General features: G+C 59.5%; 16 protein-coding genes. 7 read left to right on the top strand and 9 right to left on the bottom strand.

Going from position 1 to position 25,263, the window contains the following annotated elements; genetic code table 11:
• Positions 1–39 precede the first annotated feature (39 nt).
• The 5 genes from mgtA to aat all read right to left on the bottom strand — a co-directional run bounded on the left by mgtA (position 40) and on the right by aat (position 5,497).
• Positions 40–2,754, bottom strand: a complete 2,715-nt coding sequence (gene mgtA / locus QN377_RS01435) for a magnesium-translocating P-type ATPase (protein WP_095019124.1) — start codon at positions 2,752–2,754, stop codon at positions 40–42.
• A gap of 227 nt (positions 2,755–2,981) precedes the next feature.
• The gene (locus QN377_RS01430) at positions 2,982–3,221 is read right to left on the bottom strand and encodes a hypothetical protein (protein ID WP_095003290.1); all 240 of its coding nucleotides are present in this window, start codon (positions 3,219–3,221) and stop codon (positions 2,982–2,984) included.
• A gap of 516 nt (positions 3,222–3,737) precedes the next feature.
• A complete protein-coding gene (infA, locus tag QN377_RS01425; RefSeq protein WP_002553999.1) occupies positions 3,738–3,956 on the bottom strand; it encodes a translation initiation factor IF-1 in 219 nt (72 codons plus the stop codon).
• Between the two features lie 98 nt (positions 3,957–4,054).
• Entirely contained in the window at positions 4,055–4,762 is a 708-nt protein-coding gene (locus QN377_RS01420) for an arginyltransferase (protein ID WP_095003289.1), read from the bottom strand.
• Between the two features lie 57 nt (positions 4,763–4,819).
• On the bottom strand, positions 4,820–5,497 hold the full coding sequence (gene aat, locus QN377_RS01415) for a leucyl/phenylalanyl-tRNA--protein transferase (protein WP_095003288.1): 678 nt from the start codon (positions 5,495–5,497) through the stop codon (positions 4,820–4,822).
• A 368-nt stretch (positions 5,498–5,865) separates the two neighbouring features.
• Between aat and ftsK the strand changes: the two genes are divergently transcribed.
• Genes ftsK through cysG form a run of 6 tightly spaced genes read left to right on the top strand, consistent with a single transcriptional unit; the run spans position 5,866 to position 13,344 of the window.
• Positions 5,866–8,268: a DNA translocase FtsK gene (ftsK, locus tag QN377_RS01410; RefSeq protein WP_095003287.1), complete on the top strand. Its 2,403-nt coding sequence runs from the start codon at positions 5,866–5,868 to the stop codon at positions 8,266–8,268.
• A gap of 38 nt (positions 8,269–8,306) precedes the next feature.
• Positions 8,307–8,927 carry an outer membrane lipoprotein chaperone LolA gene (lolA, locus tag QN377_RS01405; protein WP_046809214.1) on the top strand — a complete coding sequence of 207 codons (621 nt, stop codon included), beginning with the start codon at positions 8,307–8,309 and terminating at the stop codon, positions 8,925–8,927.
• A 28-nt stretch (positions 8,928–8,955) separates the two neighbouring features.
• Positions 8,956–10,281, top strand: coding sequence for a replication-associated recombination protein A (locus QN377_RS01400; RefSeq protein WP_095019126.1), 1,326 nt, complete (start codon positions 8,956–8,958; stop codon positions 10,279–10,281).
• A complete protein-coding gene (crcB, locus tag QN377_RS01395) occupies positions 10,278–10,652 on the top strand; it encodes a fluoride efflux transporter CrcB (protein ID WP_095003285.1) in 375 nt (124 codons plus the stop codon). The genes QN377_RS01400 and crcB overlap by 4 nt, the downstream gene beginning before the upstream one ends.
• 16 nt (positions 10,653–10,668) lie before the next feature.
• Positions 10,669–11,949, top strand: a complete 1,281-nt coding sequence (serS, locus tag QN377_RS01390) for a serine--tRNA ligase (RefSeq protein WP_130871748.1) — start codon at positions 10,669–10,671, stop codon at positions 11,947–11,949.
• Positions 11,950–13,344: a siroheme synthase CysG gene (gene cysG / locus QN377_RS01385; protein ID WP_095003283.1), complete on the top strand. Its 1,395-nt coding sequence runs from the start codon at positions 11,950–11,952 to the stop codon at positions 13,342–13,344.
• 52 nt (positions 13,345–13,396) lie between these two features.
• Here cysG and QN377_RS01380 read toward each other — a convergent pair whose 3' ends face one another.
• Genes QN377_RS01380 through QN377_RS01370 form a run of 3 tightly spaced genes read right to left on the bottom strand, consistent with a single transcriptional unit; the run spans position 13,397 to position 18,129 of the window.
• The gene (locus QN377_RS01380; protein ID WP_322213226.1) at positions 13,397–14,584 is read right to left on the bottom strand and encodes an osmoprotectant NAGGN system M42 family peptidase; all 1,188 of its coding nucleotides are present in this window, start codon (positions 14,582–14,584) and stop codon (positions 13,397–13,399) included.
• A 23-nt stretch (positions 14,585–14,607) separates the two neighbouring features.
• Complete coding sequence (gene ngg / locus QN377_RS01375) at positions 14,608–16,353, bottom strand: N-acetylglutaminylglutamine synthetase (RefSeq protein WP_095020248.1); 1,746 nt, start codon at positions 16,351–16,353, stop codon at positions 14,608–14,610.
• Between the two features lie 3 nt (positions 16,354–16,356).
• Positions 16,357–18,129 (bottom strand): N-acetylglutaminylglutamine amidotransferase, encoded by a 1,773-nt coding sequence (locus tag QN377_RS01370; RefSeq protein WP_095019129.1) that lies wholly within the window; start codon positions 18,127–18,129, stop codon positions 16,357–16,359.
• A gap of 343 nt (positions 18,130–18,472) precedes the next feature.
• Between QN377_RS01370 and QN377_RS01365 the strand changes: the two genes are divergently transcribed.
• Positions 18,473–23,287, top strand: a complete 4,815-nt coding sequence (locus QN377_RS01365; RefSeq protein ID WP_130871747.1) for an NEL-type E3 ubiquitin ligase domain-containing protein — start codon at positions 18,473–18,475, stop codon at positions 23,285–23,287.
• On the opposite strand, the gene mnmC is transcribed toward QN377_RS01365, so the two are convergent.
• A complete protein-coding gene (mnmC, locus tag QN377_RS01360; RefSeq protein WP_322213223.1) occupies positions 23,274–25,253 on the bottom strand; it encodes a bifunctional tRNA (5-methylaminomethyl-2-thiouridine)(34)-methyltransferase MnmD/FAD-dependent 5-carboxymethylaminomethyl-2-thiouridine(34) oxidoreductase MnmC in 1,980 nt (659 codons plus the stop codon). The two genes, QN377_RS01365 and mnmC, sit on opposite strands and share 14 nt — an antisense overlap.
• Positions 25,254–25,263 lie beyond the last annotated feature (10 nt).

Below are 25,263 nucleotides of genomic sequence, written 5' to 3'. Positions count from 1 at the left end.
GGGCTGGCGCGGTGTGGCGCCGGCCCGCGTTGTTTCAACTCAGTACCACTGCTTGAAACGGCGGATGTAGATCGTTTTCATCAGTTGCGCGACACAGCAATAGCTGAACAGGGTGGCCACCAGCCAAGGGAAATACGACAACGGCAGTGGTTCCAGGCCCACCATGGTGCCCAGGGGCGAGAACGGTACGTAGATACCCAGCACGATCACGATGAGGGTCATCATGATCACCGGCCATGCTGCAGTGCTCTGGAAGAACGGAATCTTGCGCGTGCGCAGCATGTGCACCACCAGGGTTTGTGACAGCAGTCCCTCAATAAACCAGCCGGACTGGAACAGGGTCTGCATTTCCACGCTGTTGGCCGAGAACACGTACCACATCAGGGCGAAGGTCGTGATGTCGAAGATCGACGACGTTGGCCCGATCCAGATCATGAAGCGGCCGATGTTCTTGGCGTCCCACTTGCGCGGTTTTTGCAGGTATTCCCTGTCCATCTTGTCCCACGGCAAGGCCAGCTGGGAGATGTCGTACATCAGGTTTTGCAGTAGCAGGTGGATCGACAGCATTGGCAGAAAAGGGATGAAGGCGCTGGCTACCAATACCGAGAACACGTTGCCGAAGTTGGAGCTGGCGGTCATGTTCAGGTACTTCATGATATTGCCGAAGGTCTCGCGCCCCTTGAGTACGCCTTCTTCGAGCACCATCAGGCTCTTTTCCAGGAGGATGATGTCAGCCGACTCCTTGGCGATATCCGTGCCGCTGTCTACCGAAATGCCTACGTCGGCATCGCGCAGGGCTGGCGCGTCATTGATACCGTCACCGAGAAAACCGACGGTATGGCCATTGGCTTGCAGCGCTTTCAGCACCCGGGACTTCTGCAGCGGGGTGAGTTTGGCAAACACCGTGCGCTGCTCAACCTCCAGTTGCAGTGCGGCGTCGTCCATTGTTTCGATTTGTGGCCCAAGCAGCGGTGTGCCTGGCTCCAGGCCCACCTGGCGGCAGATTTTGCCGGTGACTACAGCGTTGTCGCCGGTCAGCACCTTGATCGCTACGCCGATTTCTTGCAGGGCTGCAATCGCCGGCCCGGCAGTTTCCTTTGGTGGATCGAGGAAGGTGAGCATGCCGCGGATGACCAGGTCGCGCTCGTCTGCGGTGTTGTACTGCTTGTGCGCCTGTGCCTTGGGGATTTCGCGAGTGGCGACCAGCAGTACGCGGAAGCCGTCCTCGTTGTACTCGTTGGCCAGGGCCAGCAGTTGCTCGCGGCGTGTGGGGTCCAGAACCACGCGGGTGTCGCCTTCCATGACATGGGTGGCGATGCCGAGCATTTCTTCGACTGCGCCCTTGCACACCAGCAGGTGGTCGCCACGGTTGTCCTTGACGATGATCGACAGGCGCCGCCGTACGAAGTCAAAGGGCAGTTCATCGACCTTGCTGTAGTTGTGCGGCGCGTTGAATTTTGGGTCCTGCAGGGCAAACTGCACCACGGCCTGATCCATCAGGTTGCGGATGCCGCTTTGGTGATGGCTGTTGAGCCAGGCCAGGGCCAGTACCGACTCATCGCGCTGGCCACTGGCGTCGATGTGATGCTCGAGGATGATGTGATCCTGGGTCAGGGTGCCGGTTTTGTCCGTACACAGCACGTCCATCGAGCCCAGGTTCTGGATGGCATTGAGGCGTTTGACCACCACCTTGCGTTTGGCCATGGCGGTTGCGCCCTTGGCCAGGTTGGCGCTGACAATCATTGGCAGCATTTCCGGGGTCAGGCCCACGGCCACTGCCAGGGCAAACAGGAAGGCATCGCCCCAGTCGCCCTTGGAGAAACCATTGAGGAAAAACACAATGGGCACCATAACCAGCATAAAGCGGATCAACAGCCAGCTGACGCTGTTGACTCCGCGATCGAACGCGGTTTGCGTGCGCGAGCCGACGATGGCCTTGGCCAGCGAGCCAAAGTAGGTGCGCGGTCCAGTGGCCACGACTACGGCGCGAGCAGTGCCACTGACCACGTTGGTGCCCATAAAGCAGATATTGGGCAGATCCAGCAGGTTGCTCTGGTCGGCGGCGGTGCTGGAGGCGGACTTTTGTGTCACATCGCCCAGGGTGTCGTACTTCTCCACCGGCAAGGCTTCGCCGGTGAGCACGGCCTGGCTGATAAACAGATCGCGGGACTCGATCAGGCGAATATCCGCCGGGATCATGTCGCCGGCCGACAGCTGCACGATATCGCCGGCAACCAGTTCGCGCATCGGTACTTCGTGCACCGAGGTGCGGGTACCGCTGTTGTCGCGCCGCACCACGGTCGCGGTGGTGCGGACCATGGCCTTGAGGGCTTCGGCGGACTTGGCCGAGCGGTGCTCCTGCCAGAACCGCAGCAGGCTGCTGAGGCCAACCATCAGGCCAATGATGATGACTTTGGTCAGGTCGCCTTCTTCGCCATCGCGTTCTGGCAGCCAGTAGTCAGTGACAAAGCTGATCACACCCAGGGTCAGCAGCACATAGATAAAAGGGTTATGCAGGGCCAGCAGAAACTGCACCAGTGCGTGAGGCGGCTTGTCGTGAGCCACTTCGTTGTAGCCATCGCTTTGCAGGCGTTCAGTGGCTTCCTGCTCGGTCAGGCCTGCGGTAGTGGCGCGTACATTGGCCAGGGTGGCTGAAAGGCCGTTTTGTGCTTCCCGAGCGGCACGCATGGACAGTTTATTGCTGTCGCTGGCGCTGTTCTTGTCCCGAACTTTAGTGTTTTTTACGGCGCTCATGATGAGTACTCCTGTCGCCAACTCTTGACCGGGCATATATTGAATGGCCTTTTAACAGGCGTGCCAATGTATGCCGAGTCGCAAACTTCGCAATCGGTTTAATTGAAGTGTTAAGTGCGCTTTAAAGTCCCGCTGCTGCGAAGTAATTAATACGCGGGCAGCGGGTGACTACTGGCTTCTTCCATAAGGAACTCCAGTGGGTTGGCAGGGTTTTAATTAATTATGAATCAGCGCAAGAACCGACTCTGCGGGTCCTGGGTGTCGGCCATGCTCCAGCGCTGCTCCAGTTGGCCTGTGGCAGGGCTGACGCGCCAATGCACCTGGCGGTGCGCAGGTTTTGCGTCGGCAACGGATGTGGAAAAGGGTGAGCGGGTCGAGCGGGCCAGGGTGGGCTCGCGTGAAAGTTTCACGCGCATGCTTGAGGCAAAGGCTTGAACGCCGGGTAGTACATGGGTTTTAAAGGTCATAACACACCTCGTGACCGGACTGTCGCCGGTGAGGTCGTTACGATGGAGCGTCAGGCTCTAGCGCAGTTGACCCCGCCGTGCAGGCGAGTCCTGTCAATGTCTGGATTTTGCGCCCGGATCGCCGTAGTGACGGTGACCGGACAGCGACTAGATACTGTGTCCATTGGCTTCTTTTGTGAAGTTTATAGGCGGCCTGAATGACCGGCCTGTGCAATCTACTCAGGCCGCGGGTGCAAGTCAATGTTTAAACCCGGCAAGTGTGGCTGGTACAGCCAGGGTTCAGGAAGTTTGGAAGTTAGGTTTGGGTATATAGCTAATAAGACAAAACAGTTACAGGAGTTCAAACTTTATATGTTGAGCCCTGATTGTGGGAGCGAGCCTGCTCGCGAAGGGATCACTGCGGTTTGCCCGAAAAATTGCGTCGTTTGCTTCGCGAGCAGGCTTGCTCCCACGGCAGGCTCAAATCGCAGACAAACAAAAACGCCCGGCAGAGCCGGGCGTTTTGTATTGACTTGCTTAGCGAGCGCGGTAAGTGATGCGCCCTTTGCTCAAGTCATAGGGCGTCAGCTCGACGCGCACTTTGTCACCGGTAAGAATACGAATGTAGTTCTTGCGCATCTTGCCGGAGATATGCGCGGTTACGACGTGCCCATTTTCCAACTCCACACGAAACATGGTGTTGGGCAGGGTGTCGACGACAGTGCCTTCCATTTCGAAGCTGTCTTCTTTCGACATGCAGTAAAGCCCTCGGTGTCCAATGAATGGCCCGGTGCAACTGCGCCAGGCAAAAGCGGCGTGCATTGTGCCCGAAAAATGGGGGTTAAGCCAAGGGTTCAATCAAGAGAGCTCCATCTCTGATTGATTAAGAGCTCAATGGGCCGATATTCGGTCTTGTAATTCATCTTCTTGCAGTTCTTGATCCAGTACCCCAGATACAGCGCATCCAGCTCCAGGCGGCGCGCTTCGGCGATTTGCCAGAGGATTGCATAGCGCCCCAGGCTGCGCCGCTCTTCGTCGGGATCGTAGAAGGTGTAGACCGCCGACAGGCCATTGGGCAGCACGTCCGTGACGGCGACCGCCAATAAACGGCCATCAAGGCGGAATTCGTAAAATCTGGAAAACGCCAGGTCGCGCACCAGGAAGGTCGAAAATTGATCGCGACTGGGCGGGTACATATCGCCATCGGCATGGCGCTGCTCGATATAGCGCTGGTAAAGATCAAAGTTCTCTTCACTGAACGCCGGTTTTACCGCCTCTACCTGCAAGTCGGCATTGCGCTTGAAAATGCGTTTTTGCTGGCGGTTGGGCAGGAAGCGGGCAACAGGGATGCGCGCCGGGGTGCAGGCATCGCACTTCAGGCAATGCGGGCGATAAAGATGGTCGCCACTGCGCCGGAAACCCATCTCGGACAAATCGGCATAAACCTGCACATCCATCGGCTGGCTGGGGTCGAGGAACAGCGTGGTGGCCTGTTCGCCAGGCAAGTAGCTGCATGCGTGAGGTTGAGTGGCATAAAACTTCAAGCGCGCCAACTCGGTCATGATGAACCCTCGGAAAATCTTTAAATTAAGTGTAAGCCAGCGCGCAAAAGTCGCCTACTAAACCCACTGCGCAGTTGTGGGAAGATCCAGATGTTTTTGCAAATACTCGGCAAATATCTGGCGCGGGATTGAACGCGCTCCCAGGCTTTGCAGGTGATCTGTGGGCATCTGGCAGTCAATCAGCACAAACCCCCAGGCCTGCAGCTGTCTGACCAGCGTGGCGAAGCCGAACTTTGAGGCGTTGTCGGCACGGCTGAACATGGACTCGCCAAAAAACAACTGGCCCATGGCCAGGCCATACAAGCCGCCCACCAGCTCACCGTTGTCCCAGACTTCCACCGAATGGGCATGGCCGCGGGCATGCAGTTCGATATAGGCGTTTTGCATGTCGTCGGTAATCCAGGTGCCATCCGCATAGTCTCGTGGAGCGGCACAGGCCTGGATCACGGCTGCGAAGTCGCGGTCAAAACTCACCTGGTAGCGTTGCTTGCGCAGCAGTTTGCCCAAACTGCGGGAGATATGCAGCTCTTCGGGAAACAGCACCGTGCGCGGATCAGGCGACCACCACAGGATTGGCTGGCCCTCGCTGAACCACGGAAAACAGCCATGGCGATAGGCCTGGATCAGCCGGTCGGCGGACAGGTCACCGCCAGCGGCCAGCAGGCCATTGGGTTCGCGCATGGCGTTGGCCAGTGGCGGAAATGTCAGGGTGTCGCGTTTTAACCAGGTCAGCATGGCATTGAGTCTTGCACAAGAAGGGGAGGGCGGCTGCAACTCTGTCACGCAAGTGCGGTCTCAGTCGATCTGCCAGTTAATTACAAGCTGTGTTTTGGTGGTGGTATAAGTCTTTGTCACAAAAGGTAATACATGCTCAAATTGGCGCTTCCCGGCGAGTTATGGCCAGCATGGCATCAGCGGCTCAAACCCGTACAATGGCCTGCCTGTATGAGCTGATCTAAACTGCTCCACGTTGCAGCACGCAATAATAAGGGCAGGGCTCATTTCAAGTCCGAACTTGTCGTCTGCTCGCTATGAGCAGTATTTTGCAGTCACATTAGTCAATTAATAGTTGGGCGCGCCACAGGCGCAGGAAAAGACCCGTTTTGAAGAAATCCACAGCAGCACCCAAAGCAGTTCCTCTCTGGCGTCAGCAATTGCACTACCGGCTCAAGGAAGGTGCATTGATCGCTATCGGCGCCCTGTGCCTGTTCCTGATGATGGCCCTGCTGACCTATGGCAAGGATGACCCCGGCTGGAGCCATAACAGCCGGGTTGTCGATGTACAGAACTTCGGCGGGCCAGCCGGCTCCTACAGTGCCGACATCCTGTTTATGGTGCTGGGTTACTTTGCCTATATTTTCCCGCTGCTGCTGGCGGTCAAGGCCTACCAGATCTTCCGCGAGCGGCATCAGCCCTGGCAGTGGAGCGGCTGGCTGTTTTCGTGGCGGCTGGTCGGCCTGATTTTTCTGGTGCTCTCCGGTGCGGCGCTGGCCCATATCCATTTTCACTCTGCCTCGGGTCTGCCTGCGGGGGCGGGCGGTGCGCTGGGCGAAAGCCTGGGCGACCTGGCCAGGAATGCACTGAATATCCAGGGCAGTACCCTGCTATTGATTGCCTTGTTCCTGTTTGGCCTGACGGTGTTTACCGACCTGTCATGGTTCAAGGTCATGGACGTGACGGGCAAGATCACCCTCGACCTGTTCGAGCTGATCCAGGGCGCGGCCAACCGTTGGTGGGCCGAACGTAACGAGCGCAAGCAACTGCAGGCCAAGCTGCGCGAAGTGGATGCCCGGGTCAATGAAGTGGTCGCGCCAAGCGTTTCCGACAAGCGTGAGCAGGCCAAGGCCAAAGAGCGCCTGATCGAGCGCGAGCAGGCGTTGAGCAAGCACATGTCCGAGCGTGAAAAACACGTGCCGGCAGTGATTGCCCCGGCACCGCCCAAGGCGCCCGAGCCGAGCAAGCGCGTGCAAAAAGAGAAACAGGCGCCGTTGTTTGTGGACAGCGCGGTTGAAGGTACCTTGCCGCCGATCTCGATTCTGGATCCGGCCGAGAAAAAACAGCTCAATTATTCCCCCGAATCCCTGGCGGCCGTTGGCCACTTGCTGGAAATCAAGCTCAAGGAATTCGGCGTCGAAGTGACGGTGGATTCCATCCACCCGGGCCCGGTGATTACCCGTTACGAAATTCAACCTGCTGCTGGCGTAAAGGTCAGCCGCATTGCCAACCTGGCCAAGGACCTCGCGCGCTCGCTGGCCGTGACCAGTGTGCGGGTGGTTGAGGTCATTCCTGGCAAAACCACCGTCGGTATCGAGATTCCCAACGAAGACCGCCAGATCGTGCGCTTCTCCGAAGTGTTGTCGACCCCTGAGTACGATAACGCCAAGTCGCCGGTAGCTCTGGCCCTGGGCCATGACATTGGTGGGCGGCCAGTGATCACCGACCTGGCGAAAATGCCGCACTTGCTGGTAGCCGGTACTACCGGTTCTGGTAAGTCTGTAGGCGTTAACGCCATGATCCTGTCGATCCTGTTCAAGTCTGGCCCGGAAGACGCCAAGCTGATCATGATCGACCCGAAAATGCTTGAATTGTCGATCTACGAAGGCATCCCGCACCTGCTGTGCCCGGTTGTAACGGACATGAAGGACGCCGCCAACGCCCTGCGCTGGAGCGTTGCCGAGATGGAGCGCCGCTATAAGCTGATGGCCAAGATGGGCGTGCGTAACCTCGCCGGCTTCAACCAGAAGGTCAAGGACGCCCAGGATGCCGGCGAGCCACTTGTCGATCCGCTGTACAAGCGCGAAAGCATTCACGACGAAGCACCGTTGCTGGTGAAGTTGCCGACCATCGTGGTAGTGGTCGACGAATTTGCCGACATGATGATGATCGTCGGCAAGAAAGTTGAAGAATTGATCGCCCGTATTGCCCAGAAGGCTCGGGCTGCGGGCATCCACTTGATCCTCGCGACCCAGCGCCCGTCGGTGGACGTGATTACCGGCCTGATCAAGGCCAACATCCCGACCCGCATGGCGTTCCAGGTATCGAGCAAGATCGACTCGCGTACCATCATCGATCAGGGTGGCGCCGAGCAACTGCTGGGTCACGGTGACATGCTCTATATGCCGCCCGGTACCAGTTTGCCGATCCGGGTTCATGGCGCGTTTGTGTCCGACGATGAAGTTCACCGCGTGGTTGAAGCCTGGAAGCTGCGCGGCGCTCCGGACTACAACGAAGATATCCTCAACGGTGTTGAAGAGGCGGGCAGCGGCTTTGAAGGCGGTGGCAGCGAAGGCGGGGACGACCCTGAAACGGATGCCTTGTATGACGAAGCCGTACAGTTTGTACTGGAAAGCCGTCGTGCCTCCATTTCTGCTGTACAACGCAAATTGAAGATCGGTTACAACCGCGCTGCGCGAATGATTGAATCCATGGAAATGGCCGGGGTCGTAACCTCTATGAACACTAATGGCTCGCGCGAAGTACTGGCGCCGGCCCCGATGCGCGATTGATCAGCCCCAGGGCTTCTAACTAATCAATGAGGATGTCCATGCGTTTTGTCAGCATGCTGTTGCTACCGGTACTAGCCTTTTCCTCGCTGTCGGCCCATGCCGACGCCGAGAGTGTGAAGCGTCTTGGCCAACTGTTGGGCTCTGATACCATCACGGCCCGTTTTTCCCAGCTGACCCTCGACGGCAGTGGCACCCAGTTGCAGGAAACTGCCGGCGAAATGTCGGTAAAGCGTCCTGGGCTGTTCTACTGGCACACCGATGCTCCCCAGGAGCAACTGATGGTCTCCGATGGCCAGAAAGTCTCGCTGTGGGACCCGGACCTGGAGCAGGTTACGATCAAGAAACTCGATCAGCGCCTGACCCAGACCCCGGCCCTGTTGCTGTCCGGTGATGTATCAAAAATCAGCGAAAGTTTTGACATCACCTCCAAGCAGGCCGGTGATGTAATGGACTTCACCCTCAAGCCCAAGACCAAGGACACCTTGTTCGACTCCCTGCGCCTGTCGTTTCGCGGCGGCAAGATCAACGACATGCAGTTGATCGACAGCGTGGGTCAGCGCACCAACATCCTGTTCACCGGGGTCAAGGTCAATGAGCCGATCCCGGCTTCCAAGTTCAAGTTCGATATCCCGAAAGGGGCTGATGTTATCCAGGAATAAGCCCTGGAAGAGGTTTCAAACGCTGCCCATGGATCTGTTTCGAAGTGCCCCGATAGCCCAGCCACTGGCTGCCCGTTTGCGTGCGGCCAACCTGGACGAGTATGTCGGCCAGCAGCACCTGCTCGCCCGCGGCAAGCCCTTGCGTGAGGCACTGGAGCAGGGTGCACTGCACTCCATGATCTTCTGGGGCCCGCCGGGCGTGGGCAAGACCACCCTGGCGCGGCTGCTGGCGGAAGTCTCGGATGCCCACTTTGAAACGGTCTCGGCGGTCTTGGCCGGGGTCAAGGAGATTCGCCAGGCCGTCGAAATCGCCAAGCAGCAGGCGGGCCAGTATGGGCGCCGCACCATCCTGTTTGTCGACGAAGTGCATCGCTTCAACAAGTCGCAGCAAGATGCCTTTTTGCCCTACGTCGAAGATGGCACCCTGATCTTTATCGGTGCCACCACGGAAAACCCCTCGTTCGAACTGAACAACGCCTTGCTCTCGCGGGCGCGGGTCTATGTGCTCAAAAGCCTGGACGAAGCGGCGCTACGCAAGCTGGTGCAGCGTGCGCTGACCGAAGACAAGGGCCTGGGCAAGCGCGGCCTGACCCTTGGCGAAGAAAGCTTTCAGATTTTGCTGCGGGCGACTGACGGCGATGGCCGGCGCATGCTCAATCTGCTGGAAAACGCTTCGGACCTCGCCGAAGACCACAGCGAAATCGGCACCGAGCTGCTGCACAACCTGCTGGGTGATACCCAGCGTCGTTTCGACAAAGGCGGCGAAGCCTTTTATGACCAGATCTCTGCCTTGCACAAGTCGGTGCGCGGCTCGAATCCTGACGGTGCCCTGTACTGGTTTGCACGCATGATCGACGGCGGCTGCGATCCGCTTTACATCGCCCGGCGCGTGGTACGCATGGCCAGTGAGGATATCGGCAACGCCGACCCGCGAGCTCTGAGCCTGTGCCTGTCGGCCTGGGATGTGCAAGAGCGGCTCGGCAGCCCGGAAGGCGAACTGGCAGTGGCCCAGGCCATCACTTACCTGGCCTGCGCACCGAAAAGCAACGCGGTGTACATGGGTTTCAAGGCCGCACTGCGCAGCGCGGCAGAACACGGCTCGCTGGAAGTGCCGCTGCATTTACGCAATGCGCCGACCAAGCTGATGAAGCAACTGGGTTATGGCGACGAGTATCGCTATGCCCATGACGAGCCTGACGCGTACGCGGCCGGGGAAGACTATTACCCGGACGAACTTGAACCCTTGAACCTGTATCAGCCGGTACCACGGGGCCTTGAGCTCAAAATCGGCGAAAAGTTGAAATACCTCGCCGCACTGGACCGGGCCAGCCCCAAACAGCGGAGAAAACCGTGATTCCATTGATTGCAGCGGTCTCGGTGGGTGGCATTGCAGGTACATTGTTGCGCTTCGCTACGGGTAACTGGATCAACGCCAATTGGCCGCGGCACTTTTATACCGCGACATTGGCCGTTAATATCGTGGGCTGCCTGCTGATTGGCGTCCTGTACGGACTTTTTCTGATACGCCCGGAAGTACCGATTGAAGTCCGCGCCGGGCTGATGGTCGGTTTCCTGGGTGGCTTGACCACTTTTTCATCCTTTTCACTGGATACGGTGCGCCTGCTGGAAAGCGGGCAGGTGCCACTGGCATTGGGCTATGCGGCCCTCAGCGTATTCGGCGGGCTGCTCGCAACCTGGGCTGGCCTGTCCTTGACCAAACTTTGATAAACGAGAAACCGACATGCTTGATTCCAAACTGTTACGTAGCAACCTGCAGGACGTAGCGGATCGCCTGGCATCCCGTGGCTTCAAGCTGGACGTGGCGCGCATTGACGCGCTGGAAGCCAAGCGTAAAGAAGTCCAGACCCTGACCGAGAAGCTGCAGGCCGAGCGCAATGCCATCTCCAAAAGCATTGGCCAGGCCAAGGCTCGCGGTGAAGATATCGCGCCACTGATGGCCAGCGTCGAGACCATGGGCAGCGACCTGGCCAATGGCAAGGTTGAACTGGAAGCCATCCAGACTGAGCTGGACGCCATCCTGCTGGGCCTGCCGAACCTGCCGGATGCGTCCGTGCCGGTAGGCGCTGACGAAGACGGCAACGTCGAAATCCGTCGCTGGGGCACCCCGACTGCCTTTGATTTCGAGATCAAGGACCATGTCGCCCTGGGCGAGCAGCACGGCTGGCTGGACTTTGAAACCGCCGCCAAACTGTCCGGTGCCCGTTTTGCCTTGCTGCGCGGCCCGATTGCCCGTCTGCATCGTGCTCTGGCACAGTTCATGATCAACCTGCACACCGGTGAGCATGGCTACGAAGAGGCCTACACGCCTTATCTGGTACAGGCCCCGGCGCTGCAAGGCACTGGCCAGTTGCCAAAGTTCGAAGAAGAGCTGTTCAAGATCAGCCGTGAAGGCGAAGCCGATTTCTACCTGATCCCGACCGCTGAGGTCACCCTGACCAATATCGTTGCCGGCGAAATCGTTGAACACAAGGCCCTGCCGATCAAGCTGGTGGCGCACACGCCGTGCTTCCGCAGCGAGGCCGGTGCATCGGGGCGCGATACCCGCGGCATGATCCGTCAGCACCAGTTCGACAAGGTCGAGATGGTCCAGATCGTTGAACCGTCCACCTCGATGGACGCCCTTGAAGGCCTGGTCGGCAATGCCGAGAAGGTTCTGCAACTGCTGCAACTGCCTTACCGCACCCTGGCGCTGTGCACCGGTGACATGGGTTTCAGCGCAGTTAAAACCTACGATCTGGAAGTGTGGGTCCCGAGCCAGGACAAGTACCGCGAAATTTCGTCGTGCTCCAACTGCGGTGATTTCCAGGCCCGTCGCATGCAGGCGCGTTTCCGTAACCCGGAAACCGGCAAGCCGGAACTGGTACACACCCTTAACGGTTCCGGTCTGGCGGTAGGCCGCACCCTGGTAGCCGTGCTGGAAAACTACCAGCAGGCTGACGGTTCGATCCGTGTGCCGGACGTGCTCAAGCCTTACATGGGCGGTATTGAGGTCATCGGCTAAATGGAGTTTCTGCCGCTGTTTCATAACCTGCGTGGCAGCCGTGTACTGGTGGTTGGCGGTGGGGAGATTGCCTTGCGCAAATCCCGCCTGCTGGCCGATGCCGGTGCCGTGCTGCGGGTGGTCGCACCCGCCATGGAGCCACAGTTGTGCGAGTTGATAAACAGCAGCGGTGGCGAACAGGTGCTGCGCGGATATGCCGAGGCCGACCTTGAAGGGTGCGTCCTGATCATCGCCGCCACCGACGATGAGCCACTTAACGCTCAGGTTTCCGCCGACGCCCATCGCCGTTGCGTACCGGTCAACGTGGTCGACGCGCCCGCCTTGTGCAGCGTGATCTTCCCGGCGATTGTCGACCGTTCGCCGCTGGTAATTGCCATTTCAAGTGGTGGTGATGCGCCCGTGCTGGCGCGGTTGATCCGGGCCAAGATCGAAACCTGGATTCCGTCGACCTACGGCCAGTTGGCGGGCCTTGCGGCGCGCTTCCGTAGCCGGGTCAAAGGCTTGTTTCCGGATGTGCAGCAGCGTCGCGGGTTTTGGGAAGATGTGTTCCAGGGCCCGATTGCCGATCGTTTGCTGGCCGGGCAGGGCGCTGAAGCCGAGCGCTTGCTGCTGGCCAAGATTGAAGGTCAGGCCGTCGAAACCACCGGTGAGGTGTATCTGGTGGGTGCCGGGCCGGGTGATCCCGATCTGCTGACCTTCCGTGCACTGCGCCTGATGCAACAGGCAGACGTGGTGCTCTACGACCGTCTGGTGGCCCCGGCGATTCTTGAACTGTGCCGTCGCGATGCCGAACGTATTTATGTGGGCAAGCGTCGCGCTGAGCATGCGGTGCCACAAGACCAGATCAACCAGCAACTGGTCGACCTGGCCAAGCAGGGCAAGCGCGTGGTGCGGCTCAAAGGTGGCGATCCGTTCATCTTTGGCCGTGGCGGTGAAGAAATCGAAGAGCTGGCCGCCCACGGGATTCCGTTCCAGGTGGTGCCGGGTATTACCGCCGCCAGTGGTTGCGCGGCGTATGCCGGTATTCCGTTGACCCATCGCGACTACGCGCAGTCTGTGCGCTTTGTTACCGGCCACCTGAAAGACGGCACCAGCAACCTGCCCTGGAGCGACCTGGTTGCTCCGGCGCAAACTCTGGTGTTCTACATGGGCCTGGTGGGCTTGCCGATCATCTGCGAGCAGTTGATCAAGCATGGTCGTTCGGCAGATACCCCGGCTGCGTTGATTCAGCAGGGCACTACGTCCAACCAGCGCGTGTTTACCGGTACCCTGGCCGACTTGCCGACATTGGTGGCGGAGCATGAAGTGCATGCGCCTACGCTGGTGATCGTGGGCGAAGTGGTTTTGCTGCGTGAGAAACTGGCATGGTTTGAAGGGGCTCAGGCTCAGGTCTGACGTCTGCCCTCACCCCAACCCTCTCCCTCTGGGAGAGGGTTAGGGCTTTGCTTCAGCTCCGATTTTCCCCCACCAGACTCTCTACCGACGGCACTCGCGTATCGCTTTCCATCTGCGCATCATGTTCGATCTGATGGCTGAAGCGGTCCAGTGAGCCCTGCGCCGGCTGGGCATCGCTGGCAAACACCGGCGGGCTGAGGATGTAGGCACCCAGCAAACGACTCAACGCCGCCAGGCTATCAATATGGGTGCGCTCATACCCGTGGGTGGCATCACAGCCAAACGCCAGTAACGCACAGCGAATATCATGCCCCGCCGTCAAGGCCGAATGAGCATCGCTGAAGTAATAACGGAACATGTCCCGGCGCACCGGCAACTCATTGTCACTGGCCAGCCCCAGCAAATGCCGCGACAGGTGATAGTCATAGGGGCCGCCCGAATCCTGCATCGCCACACTGACCGCATGCTCGCTGGAATGTTGGCCCGGAGCCACCGGAGCAATATCAATCCCGACAAACTCGCTCACATCCCACGGCAAGGCCGCTGCCGCACCATTGCCGATTTCTTCGGTGATGGTAAACAGCGGATGACAGTCGATAAGGGGCTGTTCGCCACTGTCGACAATGGCTTTCAGGGCGGCGAGCAGGGCCGCCACACCCGCCTTGTCATCCAGATGCCGCGCACTGATATGGCCACTTTCGGTAAATTCCGGCAGTGGGTCGAACGCTACGAAGTCACCAATATTGACCCCCAGGGAATCGCAATCCGCGCGGGTGGCGCAGTAGGCATCCAGGCGCAACTCGATATGGTCCCAACTGATCGGCAGTTCATCCACGCCGGTATTGAAGGCATGGCCAGAAGCCATTAATGGCAGGACACTGCCACGGATCACGCCGTTGTCGGTAAACAGGCTGACGCGGCTGCCTTCGGCAAACCGGCTCGACCAGCAACCAACAGGTGCCAGCACCAGCCGGCCGTTGTCCTTGATCGCCCGCACGCTGGCGCCAATCGTATCCAGATGCGCGGACACGGCGCGGTCCGGGCTGTTTTTCTGGCCCTTGAGGGTGGCGCGCAAGGTGCCGCGGCGGGTCAGTTCAAAAGGGATCCCCAATTCGTCGAGGCGTTCGGCGACATAGCGCACGATGGTGTCGGTAAAACCGGTGGGGCTGGGAATGGCGAGCATTTCCAGCAATACCCGTTGCAGGTAGTCGAGGTCGGGTTCAGGGAGGCTGCGGTTCATAAAAACTCCTGAGGGCCGGTCAGCTATTGAGCAGGCTGACTGTGGGGAAACAACAGATCGATAAAGCGCTCGGCGGTGGGCTGTGGTTCATGGTTGGCCAGCCCGGCGCGTTCGTTGGCTTCAATAAATACATAGTCGGGTTGGTCGGCGGCGGGCACCATCAGGTCGAGCCCCACCACCGGAATATCCAGGGCCCGGGCTGCGCGAATGGCGGCGTCGGCCAGCACCGGGTGCAGCACGGCGGTGACGTCTTCCAGGCAGCCGCCGGTGTGCAGGTTGGCGGTGCGGCGCACGGCCAGTACTTGCCCGGCAGGCAGGATGCTGTCGTAGTCATAGCCTGCGGCCTGCACGGTGCGTAGGGTTTCAGCGTCCAGCGGGATTCGGCTTTCGCCACCGGTGGCGGCCTGGCGTCGGCGGCTTTGCGCCTCGATCAGGCGCTGAATGCGGTGCTGACCGTCGCCGATTACTTGCGCGGGACGGCGGATGGCGGCAGCCACCACTTCAAAGCCGATCACCAGGATGCGCAGGTCGAGGCCTTCGTGAAAGCTCTCGAGCAGCACCCGGCTGTCGAACGCCCGCGCTGCCTCGATGGCCTGTTGCACCTGTTCGATGCTGTCCAGGTCCACCGCTACGCCATTGCCTTGCTCGCCATCCACCGGTTTGACCACCACCCGGCCGTGCTCTTCGACAAACGCCAGGTTGTCATCGGCATTGCCCGCCAGTTGCTGGGTCGGCACGTTCAGGCCGGCCTGGCTGAGCACCTTGTGGGTCAGGCACTTGTCCTGGCACAGGCTCATGCTGATGGCGCTGGTCAGGTCGCTGAGGGACTCGCGGCAACGAATCCGTCGCCCGCCGTGGCTAAGGGTGAACAGGCCGGCGGCCGCGTCGTCAATTTGCACGTCGATGCCACGTTTGTAGGCTTCTTCAACGAGGATGCTGGCATAGGGGTTGAGTCCGACCTCGGGGCCAGGCCCCAGAAACAGCGGCTGGTTGATGCCGTTCTTGCGCTTGATGGCAAAGGTCGACAGGGTGCGAAACCCCAGTTTGGCATACAGGTTCTTGGCCTGGGCATTGTCATGCAGCACCGACAGGTCGAGATAGCTCAGGCCGCGGCTCATAAAGTGCTCGACCAAATGCCGCACCAGCACTTCACCCACTCCCGGGCGTGAACAGAGCGGGTCGACCGCCAGGCACCAGAGGCTGCTGCCGTTTTCGGGGTCGTTGAATGCGGTGTGATGGTTCAAGCCCATGACACTGCCGATCACCGCGCCGCTGTCCTCGTCTTCGGCCATCCAGTACACCGGGCCGCCGTCGTGGCGCGAGGTCAGCAGGGTCGGGTCGATGGGCAGCATGGAGCGTGACAGGTACAGGGTGTTGATCGCGTTCCAGTCCGCCTCGCTTTGTGCGCGGCGGATACGGAAGCCGCGAAACACGCGGGTGGCCTGGCGGTAATCGGTAAACCACAGGCGCAGCGTATCCGAGGGGTCGAGAAACAGTTGTTGCGGCGACTGCGCCAGCACCTGCTGGGGCGCGGCGACATACAGGGCAATATCGCGCTCGCCGGGCTGCTCGTTGAGCAGCTCTTCGGCCAGGGTGACGGGATCGGGAAAGGTATGCCCGATCAACAGCCGGCCCCAGCCGCAGTGTACGGCCACGGGGCAGGCATTCAGTTCGCTGCCGTCTTCGGCAAAGCGGGCTTGCAGGCGTTCATAGGAAGGCGTCTGGCCACGCAGTAAACGCTGGCTATAAGCCGTAGCGAGAGGTTTCATCGATCAGATTCCTTGTTCGCTCAGCCACAGGTTCAGGGCGGCCAGTTGCCACAGCTTGGAGCCGTTGAGGGGGGTCAGCTGGCTTTGCGGGTTGGTCAGCAACTGGTCAAGCATGGCTGGCTGGAACAGGCCGCGATCCTGGCTCGGGTCCAGCAGCAGGTCGCGCACCCAGTTGAGGGTGTTGCCCTGCAAGTGCTTGAGCCCCGGCACCGGGAAATAGCCTTTTTTGCGGTCGATGACTTCGCTGGGGATCACCAGTCGTGCGGCTTCCTTGAGTACCTGCTTACCGCCGTCGGGCAGTTTGAAGCGCGCTGGAATCCGCGCTGACAGCTCGGCCAGGCGGTAATCGAGAAACGGCGTGCGGGCTTCCAGGCCCCAGGCCATGGTCATGTTGTCCACCCGTTTGACCGGGTCATCCACCAGCATCACGGTGCTGTCCAGGCGCAAGGCCTTGTCCACCCCGGCCTGGGCCCCCGGCTGTGCGAAATGCTCACGCACAAAGTCGCCAGCGGCGTCATTGGCTGTCAGCCATTGTGGCTGGACGGTGGCCTTGTACTCGTCGTAACTGCGGTCGAAAAAGGCTTCGCGGTACGCGGCATAAGGATCGCTGGCGCCATCTACTTGTGGATACCAGTGATAGCCGGCAAACAGTTCGTCAGCGCCCTGGCCGCTTTGCACCACCTTGCAATGCTTGGCCACTTCACGCGACAACAGATAAAAGGCGATGCAGTCATGACTGACCATCGGCTCGCTCATGGCGCGGAAGGCCGCTGGCAGTTGCTCGATGATTTCGTGCTCGCCAATGCGCAGTTGGTGATGGCGCGTACCGTAATGCCGGGCAATCAAATCCGAATACTGGAATTCATCCCCGCGCTCGCCGCCTGCGTCCTCAAAGCCGATGGAGAAAGTCGACAGATCCTGTACGCCCACATCGCGCAACAACCCCACCAACAAACTGGAGTCGACACCGCCAGAGAGCAGCACGCCGACATCCACCGCCGCCCGTTGGCGGATAGCCACGGCTTCGCGGGTGCTGTCGAGGACACGATCGCGCCAATCTTCCAGGGTCAGATTGACTTCATCGGCACGCGGGCCGTAGGGCAGGGTCCACCAGGTTTTTTGCTCGGTGTGGCCATTGGCGTCAATACGCAACCAGGTCGCGGGTGGCAGCTTTTCGATACCGGCAATCAGCGTGCGTGGTGCTGGTACAACGGCATGAAAATTCAGGTAGTGATTAAGCGCCACCGGGTCGAGCATGGGGCTGATATCACCGCCCTTGAGCAGCGCCGGCAGGGTCGAGGCAAAGCGCAAGCGCTCACCGGTACGCGACAGATACAGCGGCTTGACCCCCAGACGATCGCGGGCCAGAAACAGGCGCTGGGCATCGCGTTCCCAGATGGCAAAGGCAAACATGCCATTGAGCTTGGGCAGCAGCGCTTCGCCCCAGGCGTGATAGCCCTTGAGCAGTACTTCGGTATCGCCACCCGAATAAAAGCTGTAGCCCAGGGCTTCAAGCTCGGCGCGCAGCTCGGGGAAGTTATAGATCGCGCCGTTGAAGGCCAGCGACAAACCCAGCTGGCTGTCGATCATCGGTTGGGCTGAACCATCCGACAAATCCATGATTTTCAGGCGGCGATGGCCCAGGGCTATCGGCCCCTGGCTGTGAAAACCCCAGGCATCGGGGCCACGTGGTGCAAGGTGGTGGGTGATGCGTTCGATGGCTGCCAGGTCGGCAGGGTGTTGATCAAAACGTAACTCGCCAGCTAATCCGCACATGGTGTGTAAATCCTTGGTCTTTCGGCATGTGGTGCTACAGGGATGATTCAGCGTCTTTGCAGGACGCCTGGTAGCGCTTTGGGCCCGGTTTTAAAGGGCGATGCAGTTTTTGACTGCATCGCCAGCCCTTGCGGTGCAAGGCACAAGGCACTCGCTCCGGCATAAATGACCGTGTTTTATCGAGTGACCTGTGCCCGGATCGTTCAATAAAAGTTACAAGTGGTTGTTTTGTCGGGGCTTGGGAGGCCAGCAGGGTTTTGGCTGAAGAGCACTATTTATCTATGTCACATCCCCTGCGACGCCACGTTAGGTTAGGCGCTCTCTGACCTGCAGAAGACCGGATATGCCCCGCCATATGCCCCCGCTGGATGCTCGCGATACCACGCTCAGTGACCTGGAACCCCTGGAGCTGGTCCACAGCCATATGCCCAAATGGTTGTTGGGCGCTGATCCACAGGTCATTGCGGCCATGAATGCATCCATGGCCAGTAGCCGTTTCTATCATGGCCTGGTCGGCAAGAAGTTCGGTGAGCTGCAAAGTGTCGAGGTGTACTGCGGGGCATTGCTGGCAGCCGAGGTCAGGCGTGAGTTCGGGTCGTCACTGAATATTCACCGTGACTATCTGGCGGTGGTGCATGTTCACCTGATCCCCAATATCACGTTGTTCAGTTCCGTTCGCCATTACCTGGTGCATGACGAGCCGAAAACCCTGCTGTGGGCAGCCCTGCAGAATTTTTCGGCCGACGAGGCCCTTGCAAACGGCTTTAATCCGCAAAGCCATATCCGCTACGGTGGCCATCCTCAGCAGATCAGCCCTCTCGAGCCCTGCCACTTTGCCGCGCTATGCCGCAGGCTGGATCTGGGGCTCAAGTATCAACAGTATCTGGAGCATGCTTTGGGCGTTACGGCGTCGGGAACTCCCGGGCCCAGGCATTTGGCGACAGAGTCGAACCTCAGGCTTTTAAAAACCCATGACATGGCGGTCGACGCGCATGTCGCCTACCTCAAGAAACAAATCAGTCAGGCAGCCTATACCACACTGCTTGCCGCCCTGGCTCTGCCCGCCAGTACTGCCCAGGTGCACGGGGTGCAACTGGACGGCAAGCCGATGGTGCCAAGTTCCTTGTCGATACTGGACACGGAAATTGACGGGGTGGTGGTCTTCTCTTCCGACACCTTGTTGTTGCACCCCGGCAACCGCTTGATTGCCTATATCCCCAATGACCCGCGGGCACCCTTGTTCGAGTTCAGTTCATTGCAGGTATTCACCGATGAGTTGAAGCATCGCCTGCTGGATCCGGCGTATGCCAGGTTTTTCTCCCGCTTCACCGCCTTGAATGTACGGCCGCTGTTTATGCAAAAGGTCGCTGGCAGGCCCGAGCATCTGGCCCTTACCGCAACCCCTCTGACCATCAGCGCAGCGCATTACCTGTGCACGGTGCAGCTCAGGAACATGTTTGCCGATGCCCGGCAACTGGCCGTGCCCACCGGCGTGCTGGACGAGCGCGAACGCGAAGAGCGCTGGCAGATGTACAAAACGGCAGGGTTGTTTCTGGTAAACGTCGCGGCCCTTTTTGTGCCGGTGCTGGGCGATCTGATGCTGGCGGTGGCCATTGGGGAGATGCTCAAAGAAGTCTATGAGGGGGTGGAAGACTGGGCCCAGGGCGATGTTGACCATGCTCGCGAGCACTTGCTCAATGTCGCCACGGATCTGGCCGTCAACGCAGGGGTAGTGGTCGGGCTGGGAGCTGTCAAAGCCGCTGCCAGTCGTTTGAGCGCAGCCACCCGGGCGCACTTTGAAGGCTTTCAACCCGTCAGTCGTGATGATGGCACCACCCGGTTATGGAATAAAAACCTGCAGCACTACGAGCATAAAGTAATGGGCGAGCATCGCTATACAGCTGATGCCCAAGGTTTACTCAGCCTTCATGGCAGGCAGTATGTAGACGTGGACGGCAAGCACTATCCTGTCGAATTCGACAGCGAGCGCAGGCAATGGCGCATACCTCATCCGCGCAGGGCCGATGCTTTCAGGCCTGCCTTGCTACATAACAACGAAGGGGCCTGGCAGCATGCCCATGAGCGGCCACTGGAGTGGCAAGACAGTGCGACGCTGCTGGGCCGTTTGGGATCGGCAACAGCAGCACTGGACAGGCAGACACTGGAACGGATTCGGGAACTGACTGACACGGCACCGGGCGTCCTGCGCCGCATGCATCTGGAAAGTCTGGCGCCGCCTTCCTTGCTGAAAGTCAGCCTCAAGCGTTTTGAAATCAACCAGCTTATCGACACCTTTGTCGCACAGATGAGTACCGACCAGTATGCCTCCCGGCGCTGGAGCGAGCTGCAATTACAGCTCTTGCCGGCATTGCCGAAATGGCCAGCGGGCAAGGTGTTGACGGTTGCCGACGATACGGGAAACCGCCTTGCGCACTATGCCAGTGTGATGTGGCCGGCTACGTCCCATATCAACCTGACAAGCTCTGTCGTTGAGCAAGGCAAGTTGCTGGATGCTGTTCTTGCGGCCTTGTCCGACTCACAGGTCAGGGAACTGCTGGGCAATGACCTGCCTGCTCCGGGGGCACTGGCCCGCAGACTGGCCCTGGTATTGGGCAGTCATGCGCGGGATAACAAACGTCAGGTCTTCGAGAGGTTGTATGGGCTTTTCAATATCTCGTCTGCGGCAGAAGCCTTGCCCATCGAACGTGACTTTCCGGGGTTGCCCCGTACGGTAGCGCAAGCGTTGGTTGAGTCGGCCAGTAATCCGCAGCTTGAACATTTGCGCAGGGGCAGAGTGCCGCTGGAACTGGCCGAGCTGGCGCGCATGCACCTGCGTGAGGCCAGGATAAACCGGGCGATCGAAGGCTTTTATCTTGAGCATCAGGCCAATGACGACACTGAGCGGCTGGCCTTGCATTATCTGGATCAACTGCCCGGCTGGCCTGCTGACAAGGCGCTGGAGATTCGCGAAGATTCGATTTCAGGCGCCATGACTCATTATTGGGGCGGCGTACAGACGACCCCACCGCACGTGCTGGTCAAAACGCTGCGGGGCTACGAGCGTTACCGGCCACGCGGTCATGTCCATTTGCTTGAGCCTGGCGGTCCTCTGCCATTATCCACTGCCGTGTTTGAATCCCTGACCGATCTTGAGCGCGATGCCATGGGCTTTGCTGCAAACACGGATGCCCCGGCGTTCAATGCGGCCCTGGCAAAGCGGGCGGCCAATGCCCGTCAGGAGTCCGCCCAGGTGTTGCGCATACAGCCGATCAAACCGGGGTTCAAACCGCCGATTACCCTGGCAGATGGTCAGGTGGGCTACCCCCTGTGCGGAATGACATCCGGTGAGCACTCCTGGGAATTGCAGCGCCGTGTGCGCAGGATTTACTCCGACTTTGAAGATGAGCAAGTCATTGAATACCTCGACACCCTGGTCGAGCGGGGGCTTGAACCGCTCAATATCCTGCGTGAGCGCAAGCGCGAGAGAAGGGCCTTGCTAACGAGCCTGCAAGCCTGGATCGATGCCACTCCGGGTGAAGTTGTTCCGACCGATACCCTATATGACTACCCCGAGAACCGATATCAGGCTGCAGGGCTGATTGAGCGTTGCTGGCGTAAAAACCCCGCTCATATTCCCTGGGCTCACAACGAAGAGTTGCACAGCCTGAGCCTGGACGGCTTTCGATTGGGCAACTTTCCGGATCTGCCAGCCATTGCCGACTTCAGCCATGTGCGGGAATTGAAACTCAGCAACATGAATTGCCGGGACACGGCCAATGCATTCCTTGAACATTTCAGCGGGCTGGTTGCCCTTGAAATGGATAACAATCGCATGGTCAACCTGCCCAGGCAGTTGGAGCGCATGCCCAATCTGCAGCGTTTGTCCCTGGCCCGTAACCTGTTGTATCTGAACCCGGGCAACCTGTCGGTATTGAACTCGCTGGGCAAGCTGCAAGTGCTCAACCTCAATGACAACCTGCTGGGTCCGAACCTTAGCCTCAGTAATCTGGGTTTTTTGCGTCGGGTCTATTTGCGTCGTACCTGGATCGACCAATGGCCGCAAGACCTGATATCCCGCCCGTTTCTTGAGTCGGCCGATCTGCGGGAAAACCGTATTATCGACATACCTGAACATGTCTATCAGGCCTCACCCACTGTGACGCGCAATATTTCCCTGGCCGGCAACCCGTTGTCCGCCACCAGCCGCCTGCGTCTGGCCCGCTATGCCATGCAGGGTGGCAGCAGCATGGGCATCAACAGCGAACAGTTGATGAGCGAGGCGGCGGCGTTCGAGTTCTGGACGGCGGGTATTACCGCTCAGGAATTGCGAAGAAGAGAGCTGTTATGGAACAGCTTGCGAGCCGATGCGGCTTCAGACGATTTTTTTACGGTGCTCAGCCGTTTGACATCGACTGCGGACGCCCATGAAGTGCGTCAGGATTTCAGCCGACGTGTCTGGGAAATGATTGAAGCGGCCAACGAGAGCTCCTCCTTGCGCCGTGATGTGCTGGATATTGCGGCTTCGCCGCGTAGCTGTACAGACAGTGTGGCTTTTACGTTCAGCGAGATGGAAGTGCAAATGGAACTGTCCGGGCTTTCAGGCGCGGGCTCGCCTCAGAAGCAGCAACTGCTGACTCTGGGCAAAGGGCTTTTCAGGCTCGACAGGCTCGCCAGAATCGCCCACGAGCACTTTTTGTTACGCCTTGAGGGGGCAGGCCCGGCACCGGACGAGCTTGAGATGCACCTGGCTTACCGTGTGGGCCTGGCGCGAGCCCTTGAGCTGCCGGGGCAACCTGAAAGCATGGCGTTTAAATCACTGGCCGGGGTGACTCAGGCAGATCTGGACATTGCGCGGCTGGAAGTCGAAAAGGCCGAGAAAACGGCCTCGCTGAACATCTTTATCAGCACCCGCCAGTTTTGGCGGGAGTACTTGATACGTACCCACAGGACGCAATATGGCGCGCTGACCGAGCCGTACTTCGAGGCGTTAAGCAACTTGCTTAAAAGATCTCCAGAAATGAACAGTGAGCGCTATCTGCGCGAGGTCAGCGAAGTTCGCCATCAGATGGACGCGGCTGTCGATGTCTGGAGCCTGCAAAAGACCGAGGCGCTGCTGGCGCCCAAGTCCCTTGAGGGGTCGCCCTCTACAGCCCTTTGATCAGGGCCCGCAGCCCGAACCGGTTCGGCAGGCAGGCTTCGGCCACTGCTCTGGATACGGGCAGGGGTTCATCGTTGATCCAGGCGGCGAGTATTTCGCCAGACAGGGGTGCGGTGATGAGCCCGCGAGAGCCGTGGCCGCTGTTGACGTACAAGCCATCAAGCCACGGGCAGGGGACGTCAGGCACCTGTCGGGCATCCTTGCGCAACACGCCATAGGCGCTGGCGAACTGCTCCGGATCTGCGAGCGGGCCTACAATTGGCAAGTAGTCCGGGCTGGTGCAGCGGAACGCTGCCCATCCACTCAGGGTGTCAGGGTTGAGTTGTTCGTCACCGAGCCGATGGGCCAGGTCCGGTGAGATTTCCTCGAGCAGCTCGAGGTTACCTTGATGCCCCTGCGGGGTGGTGGTCAGGTCTTCGTTATCAAAGTCGAAGCTGGCGCCCAGCGTGTGCTCACCGAGGCGGCCAGGAGCCACATAGCCCTCGGCACACACTACGGTTTTCAATACGGCGCTGGCAGGGGTTTCTACCAGTTGAGTGATTTGCCCGCGAATCCGTTTGAGTGGCAGGCCGCTGCTGGCCGGGAAGCGCTTGACCTCGGCAGCGCCAGCCAGAATGACAACCGGAGCGCTGGCCAGTACCTGGTCGTTATGGCACGCCTGCCATTGGTCATTGACCTTGTGCAGTTGCAAAACGTCATGGTGGGTCAGCACCCGAACCTTGGGGTGCAAGGCCTGGTAGTGGCAAAGCGCTGGAGGGTGAACCCAGCCGCCTTCGGGGTAGAACAGGCCGCCGTGGGCCAGTTCGATCCCGGCCAGGGCTTGTGCCTGGGGTTGGTCAAGCAGATGCACCAGCGCCGGGGGAAAGGCTGCGGCCAGTTGGGCCTGTCGTGCGGCTTCCTTGGCGTTGAAAGCCAATTGCAGGACCCCGCAATCATCCCAGTCGCGCCCGCGCTGCAGGTGTTCCAGCAGACGACGGGTGTAGCCAAAGCCGCTGACGATCATCTGCGACAAAGTCGTACCGTGTGCCGAGAGCTTGAGGTACAGAACGCCTTGCGGGTTGCCCGACGCTTCCTTGGCCAGTCTTTCGTGGCGCTCCAGCAATATCACCGTCCAGCCGCGGCGGGCCAGGCTATTGGCGCTGGCGCAACCCGACAGGCCGCCACCGATGACCAGTGCTGTACGCGGGCCTTTGACCCGGGGCGGGCGGGCAAACCAGGGTTTGACTGTGGGTGCTGTTGAAGCGGTGTCCGGCAAGCCGACAAAGGTGCCGCGCAGGATTTCCCACTTATGGCCTATGCCTGGCGTGCGGCGCATCTTGAATCCGGCGTCATTCAGTGCGCGGCGTACCCAGCCGGTGCTGGTGAATGTGCTGATTGTCGAATCGGGTGCCGCCAGGCGTGCCAATTGCGCGAACAGTTCCGGGGTCCACATGTCGGGGTTTTTCGCCGGGGCAAAACCGTCTAGAAACCATGCATCAACTTTGGCGTCGAGTTGCGGCAACTGTTCAAGTGCATCGCCGATCAATAACGTGAGCGTGACCCGGCCATCGGCCAGGGTCAGGGTCTGAAAGCCCGGATGGATTGCAAAATACACGGCCAGCAATTGTTCGCTGAGGGGCGTCAGCTCCGGCCACAGGGCCAGCGCGCGTTGCAGGTCGTTGCGGGTCAGCGGGTATTTTTCGACGCTGATGAACTGCAGGCGCGCATCGGGGTGGGCATGTTGCTCGAACAGCTGCCACGCGCACAAAAAATTCAGCCCGGTGCCGAAACCGGTTTCGCCAATAACCAGATGGCCGTCAGCGGGCAGGGCGGCGAAACGCTCTGCAAGGGCGTTCTGTTCGATAAAGACATAGCGGGTTTCTTCAAGCCCCGACTTGTCCGAAAAATACACGTCATCAAACACCCGTGAATGGGGGCGACCTTGGTCATCCCAGTCGATCTGGGCATTGGCAGTTTCAGTAGTCATGTGTGGCTCG

Source organism: Pseudomonas sp. CCC4.1, assembly GCF_035019225.1.
Lineage (GTDB): Bacteria > Pseudomonadota > Gammaproteobacteria > Pseudomonadales > Pseudomonadaceae > Aquipseudomonas > Aquipseudomonas bubulae.
The sequence above is the reverse complement of the archived record's forward strand: the minus strand, read 5'-3'. Positions and strand labels throughout refer to the sequence as shown.